The following is a 21,002-nucleotide window of genomic DNA, read 5'->3' as shown; positions in this document are numbered from 1 at the left end:
TCGCACGTGGTGAAGTAGCGCCGACGATAATTGTCCTGCCGAGGAGCTGAAAGCGTAGAATCTGGCTGCTACTCTCTGCTGGTCCGTTGGGCAATGTATTCGCGCGTTTCTCCCTGCAACACGTATTCCGTCTGCTGAAGGTCTGAGATTGACTTGGAACCGGTGACAAACATTGCTGTCCGTAGCTCGGCGATCAGATCCTCAACTCGCTCAATGACAGCGTCCGATCCGTTAGTGGCCGGATTCAGGAATGGTTTTGCCAACCCACCGGCGAGTGCACCTAACGCGATCGCTTTTGCTACGTCCAATCCCGTCCGTACACCGCCGCTCGCAATTACGCAGTCGTGTTCGGCGACACACTCAGCCGTGCTCGCAGCGGTCGGGATTCCCCACTCCCGGAACAGCGCACCGATTCGTTTCTGCCGCGGTGCGTTCGCCGCAGCTGCGCGGTAGGCCTCGATCCCGGACCACGTCGTACCGCCTTTTCCAGCGACATCGATCGCGTCAACGCCTACCCTGGATAGCTTTCGGGCAGTCTCCCCTGAAATTCCGTTACCCGTTTCTTTAACGATGATCGGCACAGAGAGATCCTCAACTATTCGTTTGATGGCCGCCAGACAGTCCCGGCTGTCAACGTCGCCTTCGGGTTGGACGGCTTCTTGGAGGAAGTTCAGGTGGACTGCGAGCGCGTCCGCCTCGATCATCTCCACTGCGCGCTCAACCATTTCGAGATCGTACTCTCGAAGTTGTGCTGCACCGAGATTTCCATAGATGAACGCGTCGGGTGCGGCATCACGGACGACAGTATACGATTCAAGGACGCTGTCATCATCGAGTTCGAGGCCGGCTCGCTGGCTTCCAAGCCCCATAGCGATGCCCGTCTCGCCGGCAGCGCGAGCCAGTGCACGATTGATTTCTGTAGTATTTTGATGCCCCCCAGTCATGCTTTCGATGAAGATCGGAGCGGATAACTCGTGGTCCAGAAATTCGACAGACGTATCGATAGCGTCGTAATGGAGTTCCGGAAGCGCTTCGTGGACGAGCTGGACGTCTTCGAAGCCCGTTCCCGTGGTTTCGACGTCCCGGTCCTGAACGATCCGAATGTGGTCGTCTTTTCGATCTTCAGTCTCCGACGAGGGCCGTTCCGTCATTACTCTACCTTGCGAAAGGGGTTGTAAAACAGTACTGTTTTATCGATTCGATTCTGCCCTCTAGTTCACCTAAACGAAGATTAGTCTATGGCCGGCTACGCGTCCTATTTCTTGCACGACACTCCGAACAGCATCTGAAACAGGAAGGAGGCAACGGTCAGTCCGCACTCCTCAGCGACCGGCTATATCATACGATTTTGTGTCTGGAGAATAGGCTCTCAACAGAGCCTTTTGATTATAACTTTGCAAGCTCATGGCATTGTTGATACATTTCGTGAAAAGAGATCTGAGTCCACTACCACCATTTTTATATATAGATGGGTGATAGCAACTATCATGGAGTGGTGTGAACCTCCGATAGCCGTACTGGCATATATGGATATCGCCAATAGTCGATGGTTGTGGCTTTCGACTCTACCGGTCGTCTCGGTGGTGTTGTTTCAGGCAGCGATCTTTCTCCGTCGGGCGTGGGCCGATGGAAAGGAAATGGGGTTGTCAGACGGCCAACTAAAAACCGGGTTCAAAACCGGAGTGATATCGGCGATCGGTCCCGCTGTAGCGGTCTTGGTCGGAATGTTGGCACTGATAGCCACCGTCGGCGGACCCGTTGCATGGATGCGTCTCACAGTGATCGGATCGGTCGCGTTCGAACTCCCGGCGGCTGAGCTGGGCGTGAGCCAGTTTGGATACAGTCTCGGTGACGGTGATATCACTGAGACGGCGTATGCGACGGCAGTCTGGTCGATGACCTTGGGTGGCACTGGCTGGTTGCTGGTCTCCGCCTTCGGAACGCCGCATATGGAAAAGGCCAGACAGAAGCTTGGCAACGGGAAAGAAAAACTCATTCCGATCATTAGTTCCGCCGCGATGCTCGGGGCCTTCGCCTATTTCCTGACCGGTGAGGTCGCGGCGGGAACGCCCGAAACGGGATCGGTCGCCGTAGGGGGATTGGTGATGCTGGTGCTGTTACGGATAGCCGATAAGAGAGATATACAGTGGTTACGAGAATGGGCGCTGGGAACCGCGATGATCGTCGGTCTCCTGGTCGGAGTAGTACTGCAAGTGACGGTCGGGAGTTGGTGGTAAGATGTCTGAAAGTGAGATCGATGCCAACGTTGCAGACGGCTCGGACAGTAGCAAAGACGTGTACGAGAACGATTTCGTCCCGTATATCAATAAATGGGGGCGGAGGACGAACCTCCTCGCCGTAGCACTCTCGTTCGGTCCCGCAGTGGCCCTACTAACGGTGTTTGGTATTCTCCCGCCGACACAGGCGGTCACCGGTGCGTTCATCTCGGTCGCGGCGACGTACGGTATCTTTTGGCTGGTCGAACCGCTCTCGTATTACCCCGTATTGGGGATCCCGGGTACGTATATGGCGTTCCTGTCCGGGAACATCTCTAACCTGCGATTGCCCTGCGCTGCCGCTGCCCAGGAGAGCGCGGACGTACAAACCGGGACGCCACAAGGAAGCATCATCTCGACGATCGCGATCGCCGCATCGATCGCCGTTAATACGACGCTGCTGGGTGTCGGGGCGTTCGCCCTCGTTTCCGCGTTCCAAGCGCTCCCTGCCCTGTGGCAGAACGCGCTCGACTCGTACCTCGTCCCGGCGGTGTTCGGCGCGATCTTTGCACAGTTCGGACGTGACTATCCGAAAGTGGCAGGTGTTGGGTTCACGCTGGCACTGGCGATGACGACGCTGTTAGAACTCGGATTCCTCAACTTCCTTCCCGGATATCCACTCTATGTGGTGATAATCGTCTCCGTCTTCGGAACGATCCTGATCGCGCGATGGATGTGGGAGAACGGGATGATCCACCCACCGGACGATTCGTGAGCGGTAGTAACAATCAAGGAGCTTCGAAGAAACGAGATATACGCTGAATCACAACCCTATGCCAACGGAAACGATACCCCCATCGGAAGCGGACTTGAAGGAGTGGAGACGGGAGTTCCACCGGTATCCGGAACCCGGCTGGTGTGAGTTCCGAACGACTGTACGGATCGTCGAGGAACTCGAACAGTTGAACGTCGACGAGATCCACATCGGGGCGGACGCTCTCGATCCCGACGAGCGATTGGGAGTTCCTGAGGAGGACGTACTTTCGGAGTGGTACGAGAAAGCGACGTCTGAAACGAACCGTACGGACGTGTTAGAGCAGATTCAAGGCGGTCGCACGGGAGTCGTCGCGATTGTCGAGAACGGTGAGGGCCCGACCGTCGGATTACGTGTCGACATCGACGCGCTTCCCATCACCGAATCGACTGACGGCGATCATCGGCCAGCGTCCGACGGCTTTCGATCGACTAATGAAGAGGTTATGCACGCATGTGGCCACGATTCCCACATTACATTCGGGTTAGGAACGATTCAGTCGGTTATTCAGAGGGATTTCAGTGGGACGCTTAAAGTCTTCTTCCAACCGGCAGAGGAACTCCTCGGCGGTGGAAAAGCGATGGCTTCGGGTCCCCACATTGACGACGTCGACTATCTGTTCGGAGCCCACGTCGGCCTCGATTATCCGACAGGGACGGTCGTTGCCGGACTCGATGAAGCGCTCGCCCTCGCCCGAATGGACGTCACGTTCGAGGGCGAATCTGCCCACGCAGGGTTGGCTCCGAACGAAGGACGGAACGCGGTCCAAGCGCTCATCGCCGCTGCTCATAACATCTACGCGATCCCTCGCCACAGGGAGGGGAAAACGCGCGTGAACATCGGGGAAATCAGCGCGGACAACGCCGCGAATATCATCGCCGACCGAGCAACCGCGTCGATCGAGGTTCGCGGCGAGTCGACCGAACTGATGGAGTATATGCGCGACGCCGTGCAGCGGCACGTAAACACGGCGGCGGAAATGCACGAGTGTGACGCCGAAATCTCTCTCACCGGGGAATCGATACGGCAGGACTGCGACGGAGAACTCGTGGACCTGGTGAGTGAGACGGTAACTGATCGATCGGAGTCGCTCTCACTGATTCGACGTGACGCCTTGGCCGCGAGCGAGGACGCCACGTACTTGATGAAGGCCGTGACGGAGAACGGTGGCAAGGCGACGTACATCGGCATCGGCGGGAACAATCCTAGTGGCCACCACACCCCGAAGTTCGATATCGATGAGGAGTGCCTCTCGATCGGTGTGGAGGTGCTTTCGAAGTCCGTTCTGAAACGCCTCTCTTAGCGATCCATAGCCAAATATTATCCGAGTCAGTTCTGTCCATCACTGCACAAATCCTCGAGTTTAGCGGCAGCTTCGCTCGAATCAATTGCTTCGCGAGCGCAATCGACGCCTGCCCGTAATGTCTCTGTGAGACCGGCGACATATACTGTCGCACCTGCATTTGCGAGAACAATGTCACGCATCGGCCTGCTATCGATCCTGTGATGATCCCGCGAAGAGCGGCTGCGTTCTCCGCCGGCGTACCTCCCGAAACCGCCTCGATACCACTAGGGTCAAGTCCGAGCGTTTCCGGAGTGATCACGTATTCTTCGATCAACTCGCCGGTGACTTCTGCGACGCTCGTTTCCCCATGGATCGTGATCTCGTCGATTCCCTGACCGTGGACGACAAGTGCACGGTCAACCTCGAGGCGGGCTAATACCTTGCCCAGAACCGGCACCAGATCCTGATCGTAGACGCCGACTACTTGTGCGTTAGCTCCAGCAGGATTGGTGAGCGGTCCGAGAACGTTGAAGATCGTCCGGACTCCAAGTTCCTTCCGTGGACCGATAACGGTCTCCATTGCCGGATTGAATACTGGTGCAAGCATGAATCCGATTCCGTTTCGTTCGATCGCGGCTTCGACGGCATGTGGTTCCGAATTGATGTCGACACCGACGGCATCCAGAACGTCGGCACTTCCTGACGATGAGGAGACCTAGTAGTTACCGTGCTTGGCGACTGCCGCACCTGCCCCCGCCGCAACGATCGCGCTGGTTGTCGAGACATTGATCGTATTGTAGCTGTCCCCGCCGGTGCCACAGATGCCAACTAGTGGTGACCGGTCGGGATCAATCGTTCGCATCCCCTGAGCGAACCCAGCGATCTCGGCTTCTGTCTCACCTTTCGTACGGAGAGCAGCGAGTACCGCACCGATCTGTGCCTCTGTAGCCTCTCTAAAGAGTAGTTGAGCAACCTCGCGTGCTCCATCGATAGTGAGATCGTCTCCGGCGGTTATTCGGTCCAAATAGACTCCAATATCATCCATCTATACTTACGTAAGACATCATATACTACAAGTGTTCTGTTTGCTGATCGTCTCGTAACCGCGGAGAATCACGATGCCGATATGTGACTGGTTACTGTTGTCTGTGTGAGTCATCCACTCTGTACGTTTGAAGCAAAAATTCGCACACTTTTGTGCCAAGTAATCCGCCGACTGTTTTACTCTACATCCATGTGGAATGCTATCGTTCATCAATCGTTACGTCTCCAGTGTCTTCGACGGTCACCTCATACCCGCAGTGGACGAACTTAATCCTCCCTCGTGCTCGTGACTGACTTCCCACGTTATGGAATAACTCCTCAAGGGCCTCTGGATCGATCGTGTTGTAGAGGGACTCGACTTCCAGAGGACTCTGATCAGTAGCAGCAGCAATGGCTTCGACAACTGCGACAGATACTGGCTGGTTCGTTGATTCAACGGGTTGAGTCTCCATTTCCGATTAGGCATTGGGGAACCATACGGGAATATTCCCGACTTCACTCTCTTCGGGGGTTTATAAGCTCCTTCTATTGAGCAGGAGTATTACAAGGGGTTCCGTTGGCTGTAACGGAGGCAGGTTGAAAGAGCAAACGTCGAAATATCCGCCATTGAGCAGACCGAATCACAGGTCGTGTTGTGCAGGATTGATCCGAAGAGGGATCCAAAAGGCGTTACCACGTCCGTCTTGTAGAACGCGCCAGCAGAACTCGTACTCACGTTCGTCGGAGTAGTCGAGTTGCCAACCACGATTTGTGAATCGAACTGGATGATCGTTATCGAATTCCGACGCATTGTACGCCTTCCGGAGTTGAGGGATGCATTTCTTAAGCGCGTCCTTCGCGTGTGACGTGAGGTTGTAGCCAGTGACGACATCATTGACTGCTGTCTGTGTCCGCGCTACTCGAGAAAGCATCGTCGAGTGGACGGCGATAGATAGCCACGGTACGTTTGAGGCGTTACTCTTTGTACACCGTCGGTGGTAGAGTGTGGATTGTTTCTATTCTTGGGAAATATAACTCACCTATCCTCGTATTGAACGTCAATCCAGACCTCGTTTTCGGGTTTCGGGTCGGGAAGTAGAAGAATCCTATCGACTAGACTCGTGCAAACGCATTCCTTCCAAGCTTCCATCGCAGTGGTGTGGTACGCTTCGACGATCTCCGTGTCGACGTTTCCCCCGTGATCGCTGTGCGCGATCGATCGCGATTCCTGTCGCGTCGGGATTGAAATCCGAGTCCGATACCGATCATAATCGTCGCGGACGCTGACAAAGGCCTCAGGACGTAGGTGGATCGCTGTAGAATCAACGTCCGATGGCGAGTCCCTGTCATCAAGAACGTGGGGTACCGCCTTTACCTCACTTTCGAACGGTGGCGAGATACGGAGGACATGGCGACGGTGTTCTGCCTCCTCGTCACGATTTTGTTTGAACGCCTCAACAACATTCGTGGGGTCAACGACGACAGTGTCGATACGGTCCGCTACAGTTTGAGGTTCGGGGCAAGTCATTCCGTAGGAGATCCATATTCTCCCAATTCATAAACCGTTACTGGTCGTTGAGACGGTGCTTAGATCTGCACAACAATAGCATAAACACCCACGGAAAGTGAGTGTCGTCACTCTTTCAAGAGCGCTTAGTTTTCACAGCCCGGTGATCAGTTTATCGCGTTACCCAAATCGCTTCAACCGTACATAATGAGATTGATTCCAAAGGACGTAATCTATTTCGACGACTCGATCAGGTGTTCTACTGATCGTTCATTAATGCAGTGGCGATCGATCAGTAGTGGAAGGAATGTACGGTACTCTTTTCTATGAGAAAGGATTATTCGTAGACGAATGACGCGTTATTTTGAGGACCTAGAGAGCGGCACCCGAGAATACTGTGGCCATCATGCTATCCGAGAGCGAGATATCAAAGAATGGGTGGCCAAAGCCGAATCGGAATATCAACAGAATACGAATGAGAACGGTGAGCTGATCGCCCCAAAACAGTATATACGAGCCATCTGTGGGCGTGTCCTATTAAGCACGCCACAGGAGATTGCTTTGAAAGGAATAAACGAAATCAAGGAACTCGAGTATCACGAACAGCTTCGACCGGGAGACGTATTGTCTGTTACTATCAGAGTAGTGAATATCGATCCAGATCAAGATGATTCTCATTTCCCCACAGTCGATATAAAGGTTACTGGCCGGAACCAAAGCGATGACGAGGTAATAACGTATTTCGCGAAAGCAATAGTCGAACGAGAAGAGTAACAGCACATGGACAATAGTCAGCCAAGTGGATGAAGTGGAACTGCTATGACTTAAACGGAGCTATCATCTCATCGTCGAACGGAACAGGTGCTCCAACTCGGTCGAAGCAGCCGTATTCTGTGATTCCCCTAATATTCGTTTTTCCGCTACTGGTAAATTCGTGAGCAATCCGAATCGTCTCCTGATCAACGCTTCTCACGTCACATTCGACATGGAGTTCGGTTTCAAATTGAACGGGCGACTGAAACTCCCACTCCCAATTGCGGAGCCGGTACGGCTGTTTCTCACCAGCAAGTTCGCCGAGACTCATTCCCTGCTCGGCGAGGAACTCCTCTAAGGCGATCCCCGCGAACCGGGGATACTCCTCGAAGTAGGACAGTTCCGCGCCCTCGATGTATGGGCTCCGAATTGGGACCGACTTCAAGTACGAGGGCAGGTCCGTGCCCTCGTCTGTTTCTGTCGTCGGACCGACCTCGGGGTCTCGATCGACACACGCGTCTGCGAACGCCGACCGAACCTGCTCCGGTAATGGACGTGCACCGCCGCTTGACGATATCGTCACGTGAGTCATTCGCGCCGTCGCAAGGCACTCGCCATCGGCGTCGAGGATCTCGTAGAGGAGTTCAACGCTCGATCTCCCGACGTCGATGGGCACTGTCTCGACGGTGATCTCGTCACCGAGTGCGGGATACCGGTGGACGGTGGTGTCGACCACAACCGGCGCGTAGGGAATACCGTCGTCCGCGAGGATATCCTCGAACGGATAGCCGAAGGCAGCGGAGACCTCCTGTGTTGAAATCAGCTGCCAGTCGAATAGGACGGATCCGTGAACGAGCGGTCCAGCGAGCTCTCCAAATCGCACCTGCGTATCGCTAATCGTTTGCACACCGCGTTCGTATTTGGTCGAGAACTACTATACTACAGGAAACGGCAAACGATACGACGCGAACATGATGAGATCGGAGCCAGGAACGAGTAAAACGATTTTTATGTAACGGTCGTGATTCGCCACTATGACCGTCGACGACGGACTGATCCGAGACGAATTGTTCGACGATCCGTTCTGCAACTCTCTCGACATTACGTTCGACAAGGTCGAAGACGGGGCGGCCACGGCACGAATGCCAGTCACGGAGTCGCATCTGAATTTCGCCGGCGTCCTTCACGGTGGCGCTGTCTTCACGCTCGCGGATGCGGCAGCCGGAGCAGCGCTTTCCTCCCGTGTCGGTACGGACGCCAATATCGCGCTCGAGGCGAATGTGTCCTTCCTTGAGGCAGTGGACGCCGGTGAGACGGTGATCGCGACCGCGGAGATCCCTCACGAAAGCCGGAAGACAGCGGAAATGACGGTGACGGTAGAGACGGAAGCCGGGGCGCGCGTCGCCTCCTATCGATGTCGCGGATATAAATTCTAAGGCCACGACGGCCACGTATCCGCCTGTTCGGAGCCTGAACCGACTCTTCGATGCAAAGCCACATCGCTGGCGAGAGACCACCGATAGATCGACTGGAATCGCTGGCGGACAGGACGACCGGTTAGGCTGTGATCATCCGAGTGAGGATGACTCGCAGAACGATAACTCGTTCCAGTATCTCATTGCGATCTCGCGACCACTGCGTTCGCTACGGCCATGGTCGTTCCTGTAAACACAGGGGTAACGGTCGCCTCGGCCAGAACGGTCGTGACATCAACAGACCGGATTCAGTCACGCATGTTCAGCCGCTTCGTTCGGCGACCAGTTTGGGCCGGAGGATGGATTCCGAAGTACGTCTCCTCCTGCCGCATCTTCGCCGGACTGATAGCAGACGGATCAGTCGTCGCCGATAGCGGCATCATCGGTAGCTGCACCGACATCGGGCATCCGAAGGACGTCGACGTCGGTCTCTGGACCGAGCGGTTCGACGCGGACGCTCGAGACCTTGTACTCGGGGATCCCCGACTGCGGGTCGAACGTCTCCTGTGTGAGTTTGTTGACCGCGCCGGCGGCGAAATGCATCGGGATGAACAACGTCCCCGCGTCGACGCGCTCGGTGACCTGTGCTTTGACGACAATCTCGCCGCGGCGGGACTCGACACGGACGTACTCTCCGTCGGTGACGTCGAGTCGCGCGGCCAGTTCGGGATGGATCTCGACGAAGCTCTCGCCTACGTGGCTCATGAGCCCCTCGACACGGCGGGTGAGCTGACCGGTATGCCAGTGATAGAGGACACGACCAGACGTGAGCGTCAGTGGGTAATCCTCGTCCGGAATCTCGCCAGGCTGGCCGCTGTCCGCCGGGACGAAGCGGGCGCGCCCGTCCTCGAAGTTGAAGTTCCCGTTCTCGTAGTCGTACAGATACGGCGTCCCGGGGTGGTCTGCGTGCGGAACCGGCCACTGCAGCCCGTGCTGAGGACCCTCCTCGAGGCGGTCATAGCTGACGCCGCCGTAGATTGGGACGAGGTCACTGATCTCGTCCATGATCTCCCGCGGATGGTCGTAGTTCCAATCGTAGCCCAGACGGTTCGCCAGTTCCTGGGTGATCTCCCAGTCCTGCCGCGCGTCGCCGGGCGGGGCGGCCGTCGGGCGGACGCGCTGAATCCGTCGCTCCGTGTTGGTAAACGTCCCGTGTTTCTCCGGCGACGTCGCCGCGGGGAGTATCACGTCTGCATGTTCGGCCGTCTCAGTCATGAAGATATCTTGGACGACAAGGAAGTCCAGCGCCTTGAGGGCTTCTCCGGCGTGCTGCACGTCGGGTTCGGATAGCGCGGGGTTCTCGCCGACGATGTACATCCCGCGCAGGTTCCCCTCGTGGGCTTCGCGGAACATCTCGGGGACTTTGAGACCGGGTTCGGCTGGCGGGTGCTCGCCCCAGACGTCCGCAAATTTTTCCTGTATCTCGCCATTGGACGGGTCTTGATACCCTGGCAGACTACCGGGAAGCGTCCCCATGTCCCCGCCGCCGCCCTGCACGTTGTTCTGGCCGCGGAACGGCGAGAGGCCGGCTCCCGGCTTTCCGAGCTGGCCGAGCGTTAGCGCGAGGTTCGCGAGCGCCAAGATGTTCTGCGTACCGTGGCTCGACTGGGTCATTCCCATCGCCCAGCCGAAGACGACGGTGTCGGCCGCGGCGAGGGTCTTCGCAGCCGACTTGAGTTCCGCAGCCGGGACGCCCGCGACTTCCTCGACCCGTTCGGGCGTGTATGGCTGGACCTTCTCACGGAGGTCCTCGAAGCCGGTCGTGTTCCGCTCGATGAACGCCTCGTCGTGGAGATCGTTCTCGATCACGTAGCGGATCAGCCCGTTGATCCAGGCCACGTCGTAGCCCGGCTCGGTCCGGGTGTACTGGTCGGCATGTTCGGCGATGCCAACTTGCCGCGGATCGAACACGACCAGATCGGCGCCATCGCGGACGTTCTGCTTGATTCGCGTTGCCAGTACCGGGTGGCTCTCGGTCGTGTTCGAACCGGTGATAAGGTAAGCGTCGGCCTCGCCGACATCCTCGTTGATTCGGTTGGTCATCGCGCCGTAGCCGAGCGTCTGCTGGAGCGCCGCGACCGTCGAGGAGTGACAGAGACGCGCGCAGTTGTCGACGTTCTTCGTCCCCAGGACCTGTCGGGCGAACTTCTGGACGAGGTAGGCCTCTTCGTTGGTCCCCTTCGACGACGCGAGACAGCTAACGGCGTCGACGCCGTGCTCGTTCTGGATCTCTCGGAGACGTTCCGCGACGTACTTGAGCGCGTCATCCCACGAGACCGACTCGAACTCGCCGGAGTCGGTCCGGACGAGCGGCTCGGTGAGTCGCCGGTCGCTGTTCGCGAACTCGTGGCCGAACTTCCCTTTCACGCAGGTCGAGAAGTTATTGGCGGGCGCTGCGGACGGATCGTCGACCGGTACGGTACCGATCGTGTCGCCGTCTTTGCCCCACATTTCGAAGCGACAGCCGACCGCACAGAAGCCACATGTCGTCTCTTCGGCATCGAGGTTTTCGAGGCGAACGTCGCTGACGAAATCGGCGATGTCAAAGAGCCGTCCTTCCGGGAGCGTCTTCGTAGCGATGTTTTCCGCCGTATGTTCACCGGCCAGTACCGCTCTGTGACCGTACTCGCTGGCGAGTTCCGCGACGCGGTCCTTGGCGCGCTCCATGAAGCGAGCGACTCGCGCCTCCGCCACGTCGTCGCCGCCGACCGCGTTAGTGTGGCTGAGAGCGCTACCGGGGTCGGGCGACCGATTCGGTGCAGTCGTGTCGTCTATGGTTTCCACCTCGTCGGTTTCGACGACCGTCCCGATGGAGTTGCGATGGGTGAAGCCGGGAAGCGGCAGCGTTCCAGGGCCACCGATTCCCTTCTCGGTGAGCGCGCCGGTCGGACAGACCGTCGCGCAGTGGCCACAGGAGACGCACTCAGAGTCGGCCATCGTCTCCGCGTCCGACTGGAAGCCGATCCGAGCGTCCTCGCCGTGGCCCTCAATCCGGAGCACGCCCTCGACCTGCACGTTGTTACAGCCCTCCACACAGCGGTTACAGAGGATGCACTTGTTGCGATCGATCTGGATGAACGAAGAGGTGTCGTCGATCGGTTCGTACTCGCTCCGCTCGTCGAACACGCCATAGCGCGGGTGGTCGACCCCCTCGCTGATCGCGGCGTCCTGTAACTCACAGCGCCCGTTCCCGTTGCAGGTCGTACAGCGGAGGTTGTGGTTCGAGAGGATGAGATCGAGGTTCACGCTCCGACTCTCCGCGGCGTCGGGCGTGTCGGTCCTGACCGACAGCCCGTCCTCCGCGGGGAACGAACAGGACGGAACGAGTCCGTGTTCCTCCGTCTCGACCATACAGGTCCGACACTCGCTTCGAGGGCCGATCTCCTCGCTTGCGTCGCCGTCCCGGTCGTAGTAACAGAGCGCAGGGACGTCGGCGTCGTCCTCGAGGCCGTCGGCGCCCGGGTCGACGGAGACCGTCTCGTCGTCAACGGCCTGCATCGCGTCGATAACAGTCGATCCGGGCGGAACGGTCACCGACTGCCCGTTGATCGAGAGGGTCGTCGGTTTGTCGCTGGCCGTGCCGGCAGGGGGATCGTTCGCAGTGCCCGTCTCGAACGTTGCTGTCACTGGCGTCTCATTCCGTTGATCGTCGATTGTCGGTATTCGTGGAAGTGGATCGTGCGTATTCATAAGTGATCAGAACACGTTCCGCTCGGACAGCGCCCGTTGGCGTGGGCGCGAAACTCGGATTCGAATTCGTCCATAGCCGTGATCACAGGACGCGGAGCAGTGGCACCGATCTGGCAGTTGCTCGAGCGAGCCATGACGCGTCCCAGTTCGCGGATTTCGTCGCTTCTAAACGCGCCCGCGTAGACGTCGCGAAGCAGTTCCGTGAGCTGTTTCGTCCCCTCCCGTCCGGGGACGCACCGGCCGCTGTTGGCCTCCGAAGCGAATCGCGCTCGCTCGCCAGCGGTCGCGACCGCACAGCGTCCGTCGCGAAGCAGTTCGACGACGCCGTCGGTTCCGAGATCCACCGCGGTGAGCGACTGTGCAGTGGGGATGACGCCCAGATCGGTCGTGAACCCGCCAAAGACACCGCCGACACAGGCCATCTTGAACGATCCGTTCATCGAAACGGCATCACGGGTCGCCTCGAGCGTCGCGCTCGAGTCCAGTTCGACGATCGCCGGCGTCTCGACGTCGCCGGTTACGGTCATGAGCCGCGTTCCCGGATCCGGGGCGTCGGCGTCGAGCGACTCCGGGGCGTAAACGGCCTGCCGGACCTGTGCGAACGTCCGCGGCGTGTGCACGATCGTCGGACGGCCGTAGAGGCCGTACTCGGCTGGGGTCGGCGGTTGCAGGCGGGGTTCAATCCGGTCCGCACCCTCCATGGCCTCGAGCGCGGCCGTCGGCGCGCCGGCACGGTACTCGTCGGGGCCGGCAACAACGTCTGGCACGACTGGCAATTTGTCTTCGACGGCGTTTGAGGCCTGTCGAACGTGTCGCTGGAGGTTGGTCTCGTGTTCGTTCAAATAGACGACCGCGTCCTCGGCACCGATGTACTCCGCGACCGCTGCGACGCCGTCGAGGACTGCAATCGGCGCCCCGGCGAGCAGCGTCCGGTCGGCTCGCTGTCGATCGTCGGGATCGTTCGCGTTGACGATAACGACCGGATCGCCGTCGGTCTCGCAGGCCCGTTTCCAGGCATCAACGGTCGGCTCGTCGGCGATGGCGTCGCCTCGTCCACGGGCGAGAATCCCAATATCCGCGGCCACACTGGCGTCGCGTTCGGTCGAACATAGTGTGTAGTCGGCCGGATCGAGCGGATTGACCCAGCCGCACGGACCGAGGACGAGCCGTCTGCCCGCAGCGAGCGGGCCAGTTCCTGGAACCGGAAGCGACGTCGCGTCCGGATCGTGGTCGACGATGGCGTCGGCGCGGGACATCGGGAGTCCATTTGATTCAAATTCCGTGACGAGATCTCGAGCCGTCGACGGGGACGGCGAGCGAAAGAACGCGGTCCGCCCGTCGTCGGTCATGAGGACCAGCGGTTCCAGTTCGTCGACGCCGGTGGGTCCGGTTCGGACAACCGACACAGAAGCCGCGGCGTCGCGAGCGGCGTCGTAAACGCGGTCACCTCGATCAGCTGCGACCGCTGCCGAGACGCGAACGACCGGCGATCGACGAACGGCTCCTATCTCATTCGTCATCGGTACTCACGGTTTGCGATTGGACATTAAAAAACACCCGAATGTCACCGTCTGCTAAGTCAATATCGACGCCTTGAGGACGCAGCGAACGGTTCGATAGAACGATGACTAACCCGCAATTCGATGATGTTCGGGAACGGGCCGCCGAGGCGGTTACCGAGAAGGATCTCCGATCCGTGTATACCGGGCTCGTCCACGAGGACGGTCGTCACGAGTACTACTTCGCTAACGACACGGAGGAGGCGGCGGAACTCCGGGAGGTAGCCACGATCCAACTCGGCATGTTGCTCCGCGTGCTTGCGGACCGTTCCGACAGCTCCATCGAGGAGATCACCGACCTCGCGGTCGAGCGCGCCGAACAGATGCAGCCCCGGTAATTCTCGTTCGTCCGGATCAGAAATCGCGGCAACTGCGGCGATCACTCGTTGACGGAGCGGCCAAACCGTCCCGCTCCCACCCCCTGGCGGCGTAGTAGCGATCGAGCGCCCGCTCGTAACCAGCAGCCGGTTCGCATTTCCGACAGGTCTCGGCGTACCGCCAGTACAGTCTCTCGAGGTCGTCGGTCGGTCGAATCGGATCGTTCTGGACGATGATCGCTTACCGGTTCTTCGCCATTGGGACACTGCCAGATAAACGCCTCCGATTAGCGGCCACGTCCGCGTCGAGACTGTCCGTACCGCCATCGTGACGGAACCCTCACGTGTGCTACGGCACCGTCTAGCAAAATTTAACAGTAGCGGCGGAGTTGGTGACGTATGATCGTCGAAGACGAGAACGGCGTGCGGACGGTCACGTTCGACCGGCCCGAATCGCTAAACGCGTTCACCGCCGATGCGGCCGAATCGTTAGCCGAGGCCATCGACAGCGTCAACGCCGACGAGTACGATGCGGTCGTCCTCACCGGCGAGGGCGACGCATTCAGCGCCGGTGGCGACCTTGAGGCGATGGCCGACCGAGACGAGACGCCGAAGGAGTCCCTTGACCGGACGACCGAGACGCTCGGTCGAGTCGTCGAAGCGGCGCTCACGTCCGAGGTCCCGATCGTCGCGAAAGTCAACGGCGACGCCGTTGGCGCCGGCCTCGCGGTGACCGCCGTCAGCGACTTCGCGTACGCCGCTGACTCCGCGTCGTTCAGCTGTGCGTTCGCGCGAGTCGGCCTCGTTCCGGACACCGGTGGGACGTTCTTGCTGCCCCGATTGCTTGGTCTCCGTACCGCCAAGCGGCTGGCGATGACCGCCGAGTTCATCTCCGCGGCCGAAGCCGCGGAGATTGGACTCGTAAACGAGACCATTCCGGACGACGACCTTGAGGCAGCGGTCGACGACCTCCTCGAAACGCTTCGAGAGCGTCCGACAACGACGCTGGGACTGACAAAACGCGCGATCCACGAAAACATGGGTCGGTACTGGCGAGAGGCGCTCGATCACGAACTTCTCACTCAATCGATCGCCTACGGCACACCGGAGCACGAAGACGGCGTCGCCGAATTTCTCGAGAAGTAAGTCGACTGCCGCGGTCGACTCGTAGAGCGGACTGCAGGAACCAGCAGGCGTAGCTGCCGACGCGGGCACGAGAAACTATGAGCCGGTCCCACCCGTCGAACGTTAACTAATATCACTCCGCTGCTCGGTATCACGCCGTTCAACCAATTCGCGATTCTCGAGCGAGAGCACTTCGGTTTCGGACTGATTCGTTACCGAGATTCGTTCGTGGACGATGCCAGTGGTTGGATCGCCCTCAGACGGTCGCGTTTCGAGGATCGTCGTCTCTACGGAAAGAGTGTCCCCCGGCCGAACCGGTTCGTGCCAGCGAACATCGTCGATTCCGAGACCGGCGATGACGGCTCGCTCGCTCCGGACTTCGTCGACAAGACATCGAACCGCTAGGGAAAGTGTGTGATATCCGCTAGCGATGAGGCCATCGAACCGGCTTTCCGTTGCCGCTTCCGGATCGGTATGGATCTCGAGCGGATCGAACTGCCGTGCAAACTCGACGATGTCGTCTGCCGAGACCGTTACTTCACCGCAGTCGATCGTTCGTTCCCGGATATCCTCGAGATATCGAGTTTCGCTCTCTGAATCGGTCATAGAGACGAGTCGTTCCTCCTGCCAAGTTAACGTTGGTATCTGCAGTCACCGAGACTGCAGTCCGTCTCTCCGGCGCGCGCGGGATCACATTCGTTACTTGAATCGATGAACCTGTCCGATAGGTTAGAGAGGGATTTTAGTTGTAGGCCGCTTCACTACTTGACAACGGGTATGGCAGGGAAATATATCACGTCCGAAAGCAATCTACCGGACGATCCCGAAGGGGAGGAGATCCAGTTACAGGTTAGTGACGAAGAGACGAAAGAAATCTTCAATATCCGGGCCAAGATCGATCGAGATCCCGACAATCTCGTCGATCCGGACACGCTGACCGTGGTGAAAGGCCCACACGAGAACACCGAAGAAGAGTGGTATCTCGATGTTCTCGAGACGGATAGCGGCGATCCGGTCGACACTGAACTGCTCGAATCGACGATGACCGCCCTCGAAGAGCAGTCGACCGTTATCAACACCCGCTCGAAGGAGGTGAAGACTCTCCTGCAGTATCTCACGGAAAAAGGGGAGTACGATTCCGTCTCCGAGGCGAGTCGAACGATCATGCTCGAGTATCTCTCCGATACGTATCCGGAACTCGTCAGCGAATACATCGATCTCAAAGTACAGTCGGAGCGGAACGAACTAGCTAACGAATTACACGATTACAAATGACGGCCAGTAGCCTCCGGCAGTACCTCCAAACGCTCGAGACGAACGGAGACCTCCACCGAATTAGCGAGCCGGTCTCGTGGAATCTCGAGGCCAGCGCCGTCACGATGCTGCTGAACGAAGAAGACAGCGCCGTGCCGCTATTCGAGAACGTCGATTCAGCGCGACTCGTCGGCGACCCATATCGGGGAACCCAACGACGACCCTGGGAACGGATCGCCCTGGGACTCGGATTGCCGTCGGATCTCTCGTACAGAGAGTTCTACGAAGCGGTGATCGAACGGCTGAAAAACCCGATAGAACCGGTAACAGTATCCACAGACGACGCGCCCTGTAAAGAGGAGATACAGACGGGCGACGACGTTGATCTCCTGGACTTTCCCTGGCCGTACATTCACGCGGGCGACGGCGGACGCTATTCGAATCTCCATACGCTCGTCGCACCGGACCCTGATTCCGAGTGGGTCGACTGGTCGAACCATCGAACGATGATCCACGACGGCGAGACGAGCAGCGTCCTCCTGCTGGCGGGTGAGCAAACGCCGAATCTCTACTATTACAAGTACGAGAAACGGGACGAACCGATGCCGGTCGCGATCACCGTCGGCGCTGAACCCGCCGTTCAGTACACGTCCGTGATGTGGATTCCGACGGGACGAAACGAAGCGGAATACGCAGGGGGATTGAAACAGGAACCGGTTGAACTCGTACCCTGTGAAACCAACGACCTCTCGGTCCCAGCGACGGCCGAACTCGTCATCGAGGGCGAAATCCTCCCGAACGAGCGTCGTGACGAAGGACCGTTCGGCGACTACTTCGGCTATATGCACGGCCCCAGACGGTCGATGCCCTTGTTCCGAGTGACCGGAATCACTCATCAAACCGATCCGATACTCCCGTTCTGCGTCGAGGGGACCGGTGTTGGGCATTCGGAAAACACAACCAGTTCGATGGAAATCGGCTGTGTCGGGCCGGACGCAACGCTCGGACTGCGGACCGCCGGGTTCGACGTCGAATGCTGTGCCCCCTGGAAGTCGACGCCGAGGACGATCTACGCGATCTCGACCGAGAAGACCAACCCCAGCTATCTCCACGATATGGCGAATTTCATCTTCACGACGTGGGGAATGCTCCACGTCGACTTCTTCATCTTCGTCGACGCTGACGTCAACCCGCTCAATCAGCGCGAAGTGCTCGAGGCGCTCGCCCTCCACGCGGATCCCGACGCGGATTTCCATCAGTTCGGCGTCGAGACGATGCCGAAGGTGCCGCTCAACATCTATCAGACGCCGACCGAGAAGGGGGACATCCAGACCGGAACGTCGAAAGCGAAGACGGCGAAGGCGTACATCGACGCGACCAGCGACGGAGCCGGCCGGGAGGCGCAACCGACCCACGACGTCGAGCGCAGATATCGGGCGCAAAAGATACTGGAACGAGCCGGCGTCGAATCGAGCGAGCTGTCGTTCGTCGATCCCGGGGAGGCCACGCAATGACGACGGTGCGACGGCACCTCGATCGGCTTCGGGAAACGGGCGATCTGATATCCGTGACGGAACGCGTTCACTGGGAGGGCGCGGTCGCCGAGGTCGCGAGCGAGGCAACCCGGCACAACTGCCCCGTAACGCTGTTCGAGAACACGTCCGGGACGGTCCGGCCGGTGAGCGGCGTTTACGGCGGCGCCGATCAGTTCGCCAGCGCCGACCAACGGCCGTGGCAGCGAATCGCACAGGCACTCGATCTCGGCCCGGAGTGCTCGTATACCGAACTGATCGAGCACCTGGCGCGGTGGGAGACGTCCGACATCGACGACGTCACCGACGAACCGGCTGCGACCGTCCGCGGCAGTGGCGATATCTATTCCCTCGGACTCCCGACGACCAGCGACGGGACGCCGCTCGTCTCCCTGGGTCTACTCGTCGTCGAGAGGGACGGTGTCACGACCTGGGCACCGATCAGAGGGCGGGCACAGCGAAGCCAAACGCTGCGACTCTCCGTTCCCGAGTCGGTCGTCGAGTGGTGTACGTCCCCGGCCGACGTGAGCGTCGTTCTCGGCGTCTCGGTTGCTCCCCTCATTGCGGCGCTTCAGGGATGGACACAGGGCCAGACGACGCCGAGCGTCCCGAACCTCGCGGCGGGACTGGCCGACGTCTCCGTGACGACGGCCGGATCGCGGACCGTCCCGTCGGACGCCGAAGTTCGCATCGACGGGCGGATGAACGCCGTCGAATCGTCGGCAACCGAGGGGACCGAACCGCGAGCGGCGTGGGAACTGACCTGCGAGACAGCGACTGTCGATGTCAACGTCGAGACAGTCGCCGTTCGCGAGGACCCGATCGTTCCGTTCACTCCGCTCGGCGAACCGTTGACCGACGATATCCACCTGATGTGTCTCGTCGAGACGGCGAAGCTCTTTCGCCGGGTGAACAACTACTGGGGCGTCTCTCCCGTCGAGTGGATTCAGCTGCCGGTCGAAGGGCGACTCGGCTTCTGTATCGTCTCGAGTGAAATCCTGTACGCGGGGTTCGAGTGGCAACTGGCGAATACGCTCTTCTCGTTCTCCGATCTGTTCGACAAGGTGCTCGTTCTCGACGAACAGGCCGATCCGACGAATCTCGCTCGAGCGATCGACGATATGTGGGTCAAGGCCCACCCGGCCAACGACTGGATCTTCAGCGAACCGAACGCCTCGAGCGCAGCCGCCCCGCTGTATCGCTCGGACGACGAAAACGGTTCTCGACTCTACATCAACGCCACGTGGGATCCACGGTGGAACGAGGAATACATCGCCCCTCGAGTGACCTTCGAGACGGCGTTCTCCGAGAATGTTCTGGAATCACTCATCGAGCGATGGGAGGAACTGGGTCTCGACGACCTCCTCGACGAACGAGGGGTGAGTACCGATCATGAGTGACGTCGTTCGGATCCCTGTCGGCGACGGATCACCGGAGGGAACGAACAGTGCGTACATCCTTCCGGCGCACGGCGTCGTCATCGATCCCGGACCACCGACCGAAACAGCGTGGACTTCCCTTCAGAACGGGATCACGGAGACCGGCCTCATGTTCGATGACGTCGAACACGTCTTTGTTACCCACTGGCACATCGATCATGCCGGTCTGGCGTATCGACTCGCGGATCGTGCTAACGCGACGGTACACGCTCATCGGGACGATGCAGCTTTGATCGGCGACTACGCATCCGCCCGGAGACGACGGCTTCGCCGCGACCGACGGACTCTCGAGCGGTGGGGCGTCCCGGAGTCGGTTCGAGACGATGTGCTGAGTCGGGATACGTCGTCCCCGCTCCCGGACTCGTTCGTAGTGGTCGGTCACGAAAGCGGTGATACCGTCGCCGGCGTCGAGTTCGTTCACACGCCAGGACATACTGCCGGTCATGCGTCACTGAAGACGGACGAGGATCTCTTCCTCGGAGATCTGTTGTTACCGACGTACACGCCGAACGTAGGGGGGAGCGATACGCGACTCGACGATCCGCTCGGGCGATATCTCACGTCAGTGAACAGACTCGAGTCGACATCGGGAGACGGAAACCCGGGTCACGGAGCAGAACTCGAGATCGAGAGCGCGAGCGCCGACGTGAGACGTCACCACCGAGATCGGGCCAGAGCGGCCTTTCGAGCGATCGCGACGTCAGAGGTGACAGCACGAACGCCGTGGGAGGTAGCGAGACAGCTGTTCGGGGATATGCGAGGGATCCACGCGAAGTTCGGCGCCGGCGAAGCGGCCGCCCACCTTCAGCGACTCGCTGAACTGGGGATCGTCGAGCGCTTAGACGGGGAAGCGGTTCGATACCGTCCGAAAGTCGACTCATGTCCAGACGACCTCTCGCTGACGCCGTAGTTCGAGTCACCGCAAACCGTCGGCTCAGACGTTCTTACGATCGCCTTGAACACAGTAGTCTGAGAAGCTGGCTTGGATCATCAGTCGACAGCCACATCGGATA

The 21,002-nt window shown here is 59.2% G+C and carries 18 protein-coding genes and 2 pseudogenes; 11 read left to right on the top strand and 9 right to left on the bottom strand.

Going from position 1 to position 21,002, the window contains the following annotated elements:
* Positions 1-68: 68 nt before the first annotated feature.
* Positions 69-1,151, bottom strand: coding sequence for a type 2 isopentenyl-diphosphate Delta-isomerase (fni, locus tag WD430_RS21465; RefSeq protein WP_339106232.1), 1,083 nt, complete (start codon positions 1,149-1,151; stop codon positions 69-71).
* Positions 1,152-1,487: 336 nt separating this feature from the next.
* Here fni and WD430_RS21460 point away from each other — a divergent pair, with 336 nt between their 5' ends.
* Genes WD430_RS21460 through WD430_RS21450 form a run of 3 tightly spaced genes read left to right on the top strand, consistent with a single transcriptional unit; the run spans position 1,488 to position 4,333 of the window.
* Positions 1,488-2,237, top strand: coding sequence for a DUF5058 family protein (locus WD430_RS21460; RefSeq protein ID WP_407067159.1), 750 nt, complete (start codon positions 1,488-1,490; stop codon positions 2,235-2,237).
* 1 nt (position 2,238) lies between these two features.
* Positions 2,239-2,991: a hypothetical protein gene (locus WD430_RS21455; RefSeq protein ID WP_339106231.1), complete on the top strand. Its 753-nt coding sequence runs from the start codon at positions 2,239-2,241 to the stop codon at positions 2,989-2,991.
* 58 nt (positions 2,992-3,049) lie between these two features.
* A complete protein-coding gene (locus WD430_RS21450) occupies positions 3,050-4,333 on the top strand; it encodes an amidohydrolase (protein WP_339106230.1) in 1,284 nt (427 codons plus the stop codon).
* A 26-nt stretch (positions 4,334-4,359) separates the two neighbouring features.
* Here WD430_RS21450 and trpD read toward each other — a convergent pair.
* The 4 genes and pseudogenes from trpD to WD430_RS21430 form a co-directional block, all read right to left on the bottom strand.
* A pseudogene (gene trpD, locus WD430_RS21445) lies at positions 4,360-5,360 on the bottom strand (anthranilate phosphoribosyltransferase).
* 199 nt (positions 5,361-5,559) lie between these two features.
* Positions 5,560-5,811 (bottom strand): HalOD1 output domain-containing protein, encoded by a 252-nt coding sequence (locus tag WD430_RS21440; RefSeq protein ID WP_339106229.1) that lies wholly within the window; start codon positions 5,809-5,811, stop codon positions 5,560-5,562.
* Between the two features lie 171 nt (positions 5,812-5,982).
* Positions 5,983-6,358: pseudogene (locus WD430_RS21435) on the bottom strand (RNA-guided endonuclease TnpB family protein); the annotation flags it as partial.
* A 16-nt stretch (positions 6,359-6,374) separates the two neighbouring features.
* Positions 6,375-6,866, bottom strand: a complete 492-nt coding sequence (locus WD430_RS21430) for a hypothetical protein (protein WP_339106228.1) — start codon at positions 6,864-6,866, stop codon at positions 6,375-6,377.
* Positions 6,867-7,196: 330 nt separating this feature from the next.
* Between WD430_RS21430 and WD430_RS21425 the strand changes: the two genes are divergently transcribed.
* On the top strand, positions 7,197-7,619 hold the full coding sequence (locus WD430_RS21425; RefSeq protein WP_339106227.1) for a hypothetical protein: 423 nt from the start codon (positions 7,197-7,199) through the stop codon (positions 7,617-7,619).
* Positions 7,620-7,662: 43 nt separating this feature from the next.
* On the opposite strand, the gene WD430_RS21420 is transcribed toward WD430_RS21425, so the two are convergent.
* Positions 7,663-8,505, bottom strand: a complete 843-nt coding sequence (locus WD430_RS21420; RefSeq protein ID WP_339106226.1) for an acyl-[acyl-carrier-protein] thioesterase — start codon at positions 8,503-8,505, stop codon at positions 7,663-7,665.
* 127 nt (positions 8,506-8,632) lie between these two features.
* On the opposite strand from WD430_RS21420, the gene WD430_RS21415 reads away from it, so the two are divergent.
* Positions 8,633-9,034 (top strand): PaaI family thioesterase, encoded by a 402-nt coding sequence (locus tag WD430_RS21415; protein ID WP_339106225.1) that lies wholly within the window; start codon positions 8,633-8,635, stop codon positions 9,032-9,034.
* 396 nt (positions 9,035-9,430) lie between these two features.
* On the opposite strand, the gene fdhF is transcribed toward WD430_RS21415, so the two are convergent.
* Together fdhF and WD430_RS21405 are read right to left on the bottom strand one after the other, a co-directional pair.
* The gene (fdhF, locus tag WD430_RS21410; protein WP_339106224.1) at positions 9,431-12,763 is read right to left on the bottom strand and encodes a formate dehydrogenase subunit alpha; all 3,333 of its coding nucleotides are present in this window, start codon (positions 12,761-12,763) and stop codon (positions 9,431-9,433) included.
* Entirely contained in the window at positions 12,760-14,283 is a 1,524-nt protein-coding gene (locus tag WD430_RS21405) for an NADH-ubiquinone oxidoreductase-F iron-sulfur binding region domain-containing protein (RefSeq protein ID WP_339106223.1), read from the bottom strand. Before WD430_RS21405 ends, fdhF begins: the two co-directional genes overlap by 4 nt.
* Positions 14,284-14,387: 104 nt before the next feature.
* Between WD430_RS21405 and WD430_RS21400 the strand changes: the two genes are divergently transcribed.
* The gene (locus tag WD430_RS21400; RefSeq protein ID WP_339106222.1) at positions 14,388-14,660 is read left to right on the top strand and encodes a hypothetical protein; all 273 of its coding nucleotides are present in this window, start codon (positions 14,388-14,390) and stop codon (positions 14,658-14,660) included.
* 378 nt (positions 14,661-15,038) lie between these two features.
* Entirely contained in the window at positions 15,039-15,785 is a 747-nt protein-coding gene (locus tag WD430_RS21395; protein ID WP_339106221.1) for an enoyl-CoA hydratase-related protein, read from the top strand.
* 102 nt (positions 15,786-15,887) lie between these two features.
* Here the strand turns inward: WD430_RS21395 and WD430_RS21390 are convergent, their stop codons facing one another.
* On the bottom strand, positions 15,888-16,370 hold the full coding sequence (locus tag WD430_RS21390) for a MaoC/PaaZ C-terminal domain-containing protein (protein WP_339106220.1): 483 nt from the start codon (positions 16,368-16,370) through the stop codon (positions 15,888-15,890).
* Positions 16,371-16,541: 171 nt separating this feature from the next.
* Here WD430_RS21390 and WD430_RS21385 point away from each other — a divergent pair, with 171 nt between their 5' ends.
* The 4 genes from WD430_RS21385 to WD430_RS21370 are packed head-to-tail and all read left to right on the top strand — an operon-like array spanning position 16,542 to position 20,899.
* A complete protein-coding gene (locus WD430_RS21385; protein ID WP_012945232.1) occupies positions 16,542-17,039 on the top strand; it encodes a hypothetical protein in 498 nt (165 codons plus the stop codon).
* On the top strand, positions 17,036-18,532 hold the full coding sequence (locus tag WD430_RS21380; protein ID WP_339106218.1) for a UbiD family decarboxylase: 1,497 nt from the start codon (positions 17,036-17,038) through the stop codon (positions 18,530-18,532). Before WD430_RS21385 ends, WD430_RS21380 begins: the two co-directional genes overlap by 4 nt.
* Positions 18,529-19,950 carry a UbiD family decarboxylase gene (locus WD430_RS21375; RefSeq protein WP_339106217.1) on the top strand — a complete coding sequence of 474 codons (1,422 nt, stop codon included), beginning with the start codon at positions 18,529-18,531 and terminating at the stop codon, positions 19,948-19,950. Before WD430_RS21380 ends, WD430_RS21375 begins: the two co-directional genes overlap by 4 nt.
* Positions 19,943-20,899, top strand: coding sequence for an MBL fold metallo-hydrolase (locus tag WD430_RS21370; protein ID WP_339106216.1), 957 nt, complete (start codon positions 19,943-19,945; stop codon positions 20,897-20,899). The genes WD430_RS21375 and WD430_RS21370 overlap by 8 nt, the downstream gene beginning before the upstream one ends.
* Positions 20,900-21,002: the final 103 nt, after the last annotated feature.

Origin of the sequence: Haloterrigena sp. KLK7 (assembly GCF_037914945.1) — an archaeon.
GTDB lineage: Archaea > Halobacteriota > Halobacteria > Halobacteriales > Natrialbaceae > Haloterrigena > Haloterrigena salinisoli.
The sequence above is the reverse complement of the archived record's forward strand: the minus strand, read 5'-3'. Positions and strand labels throughout refer to the sequence as shown.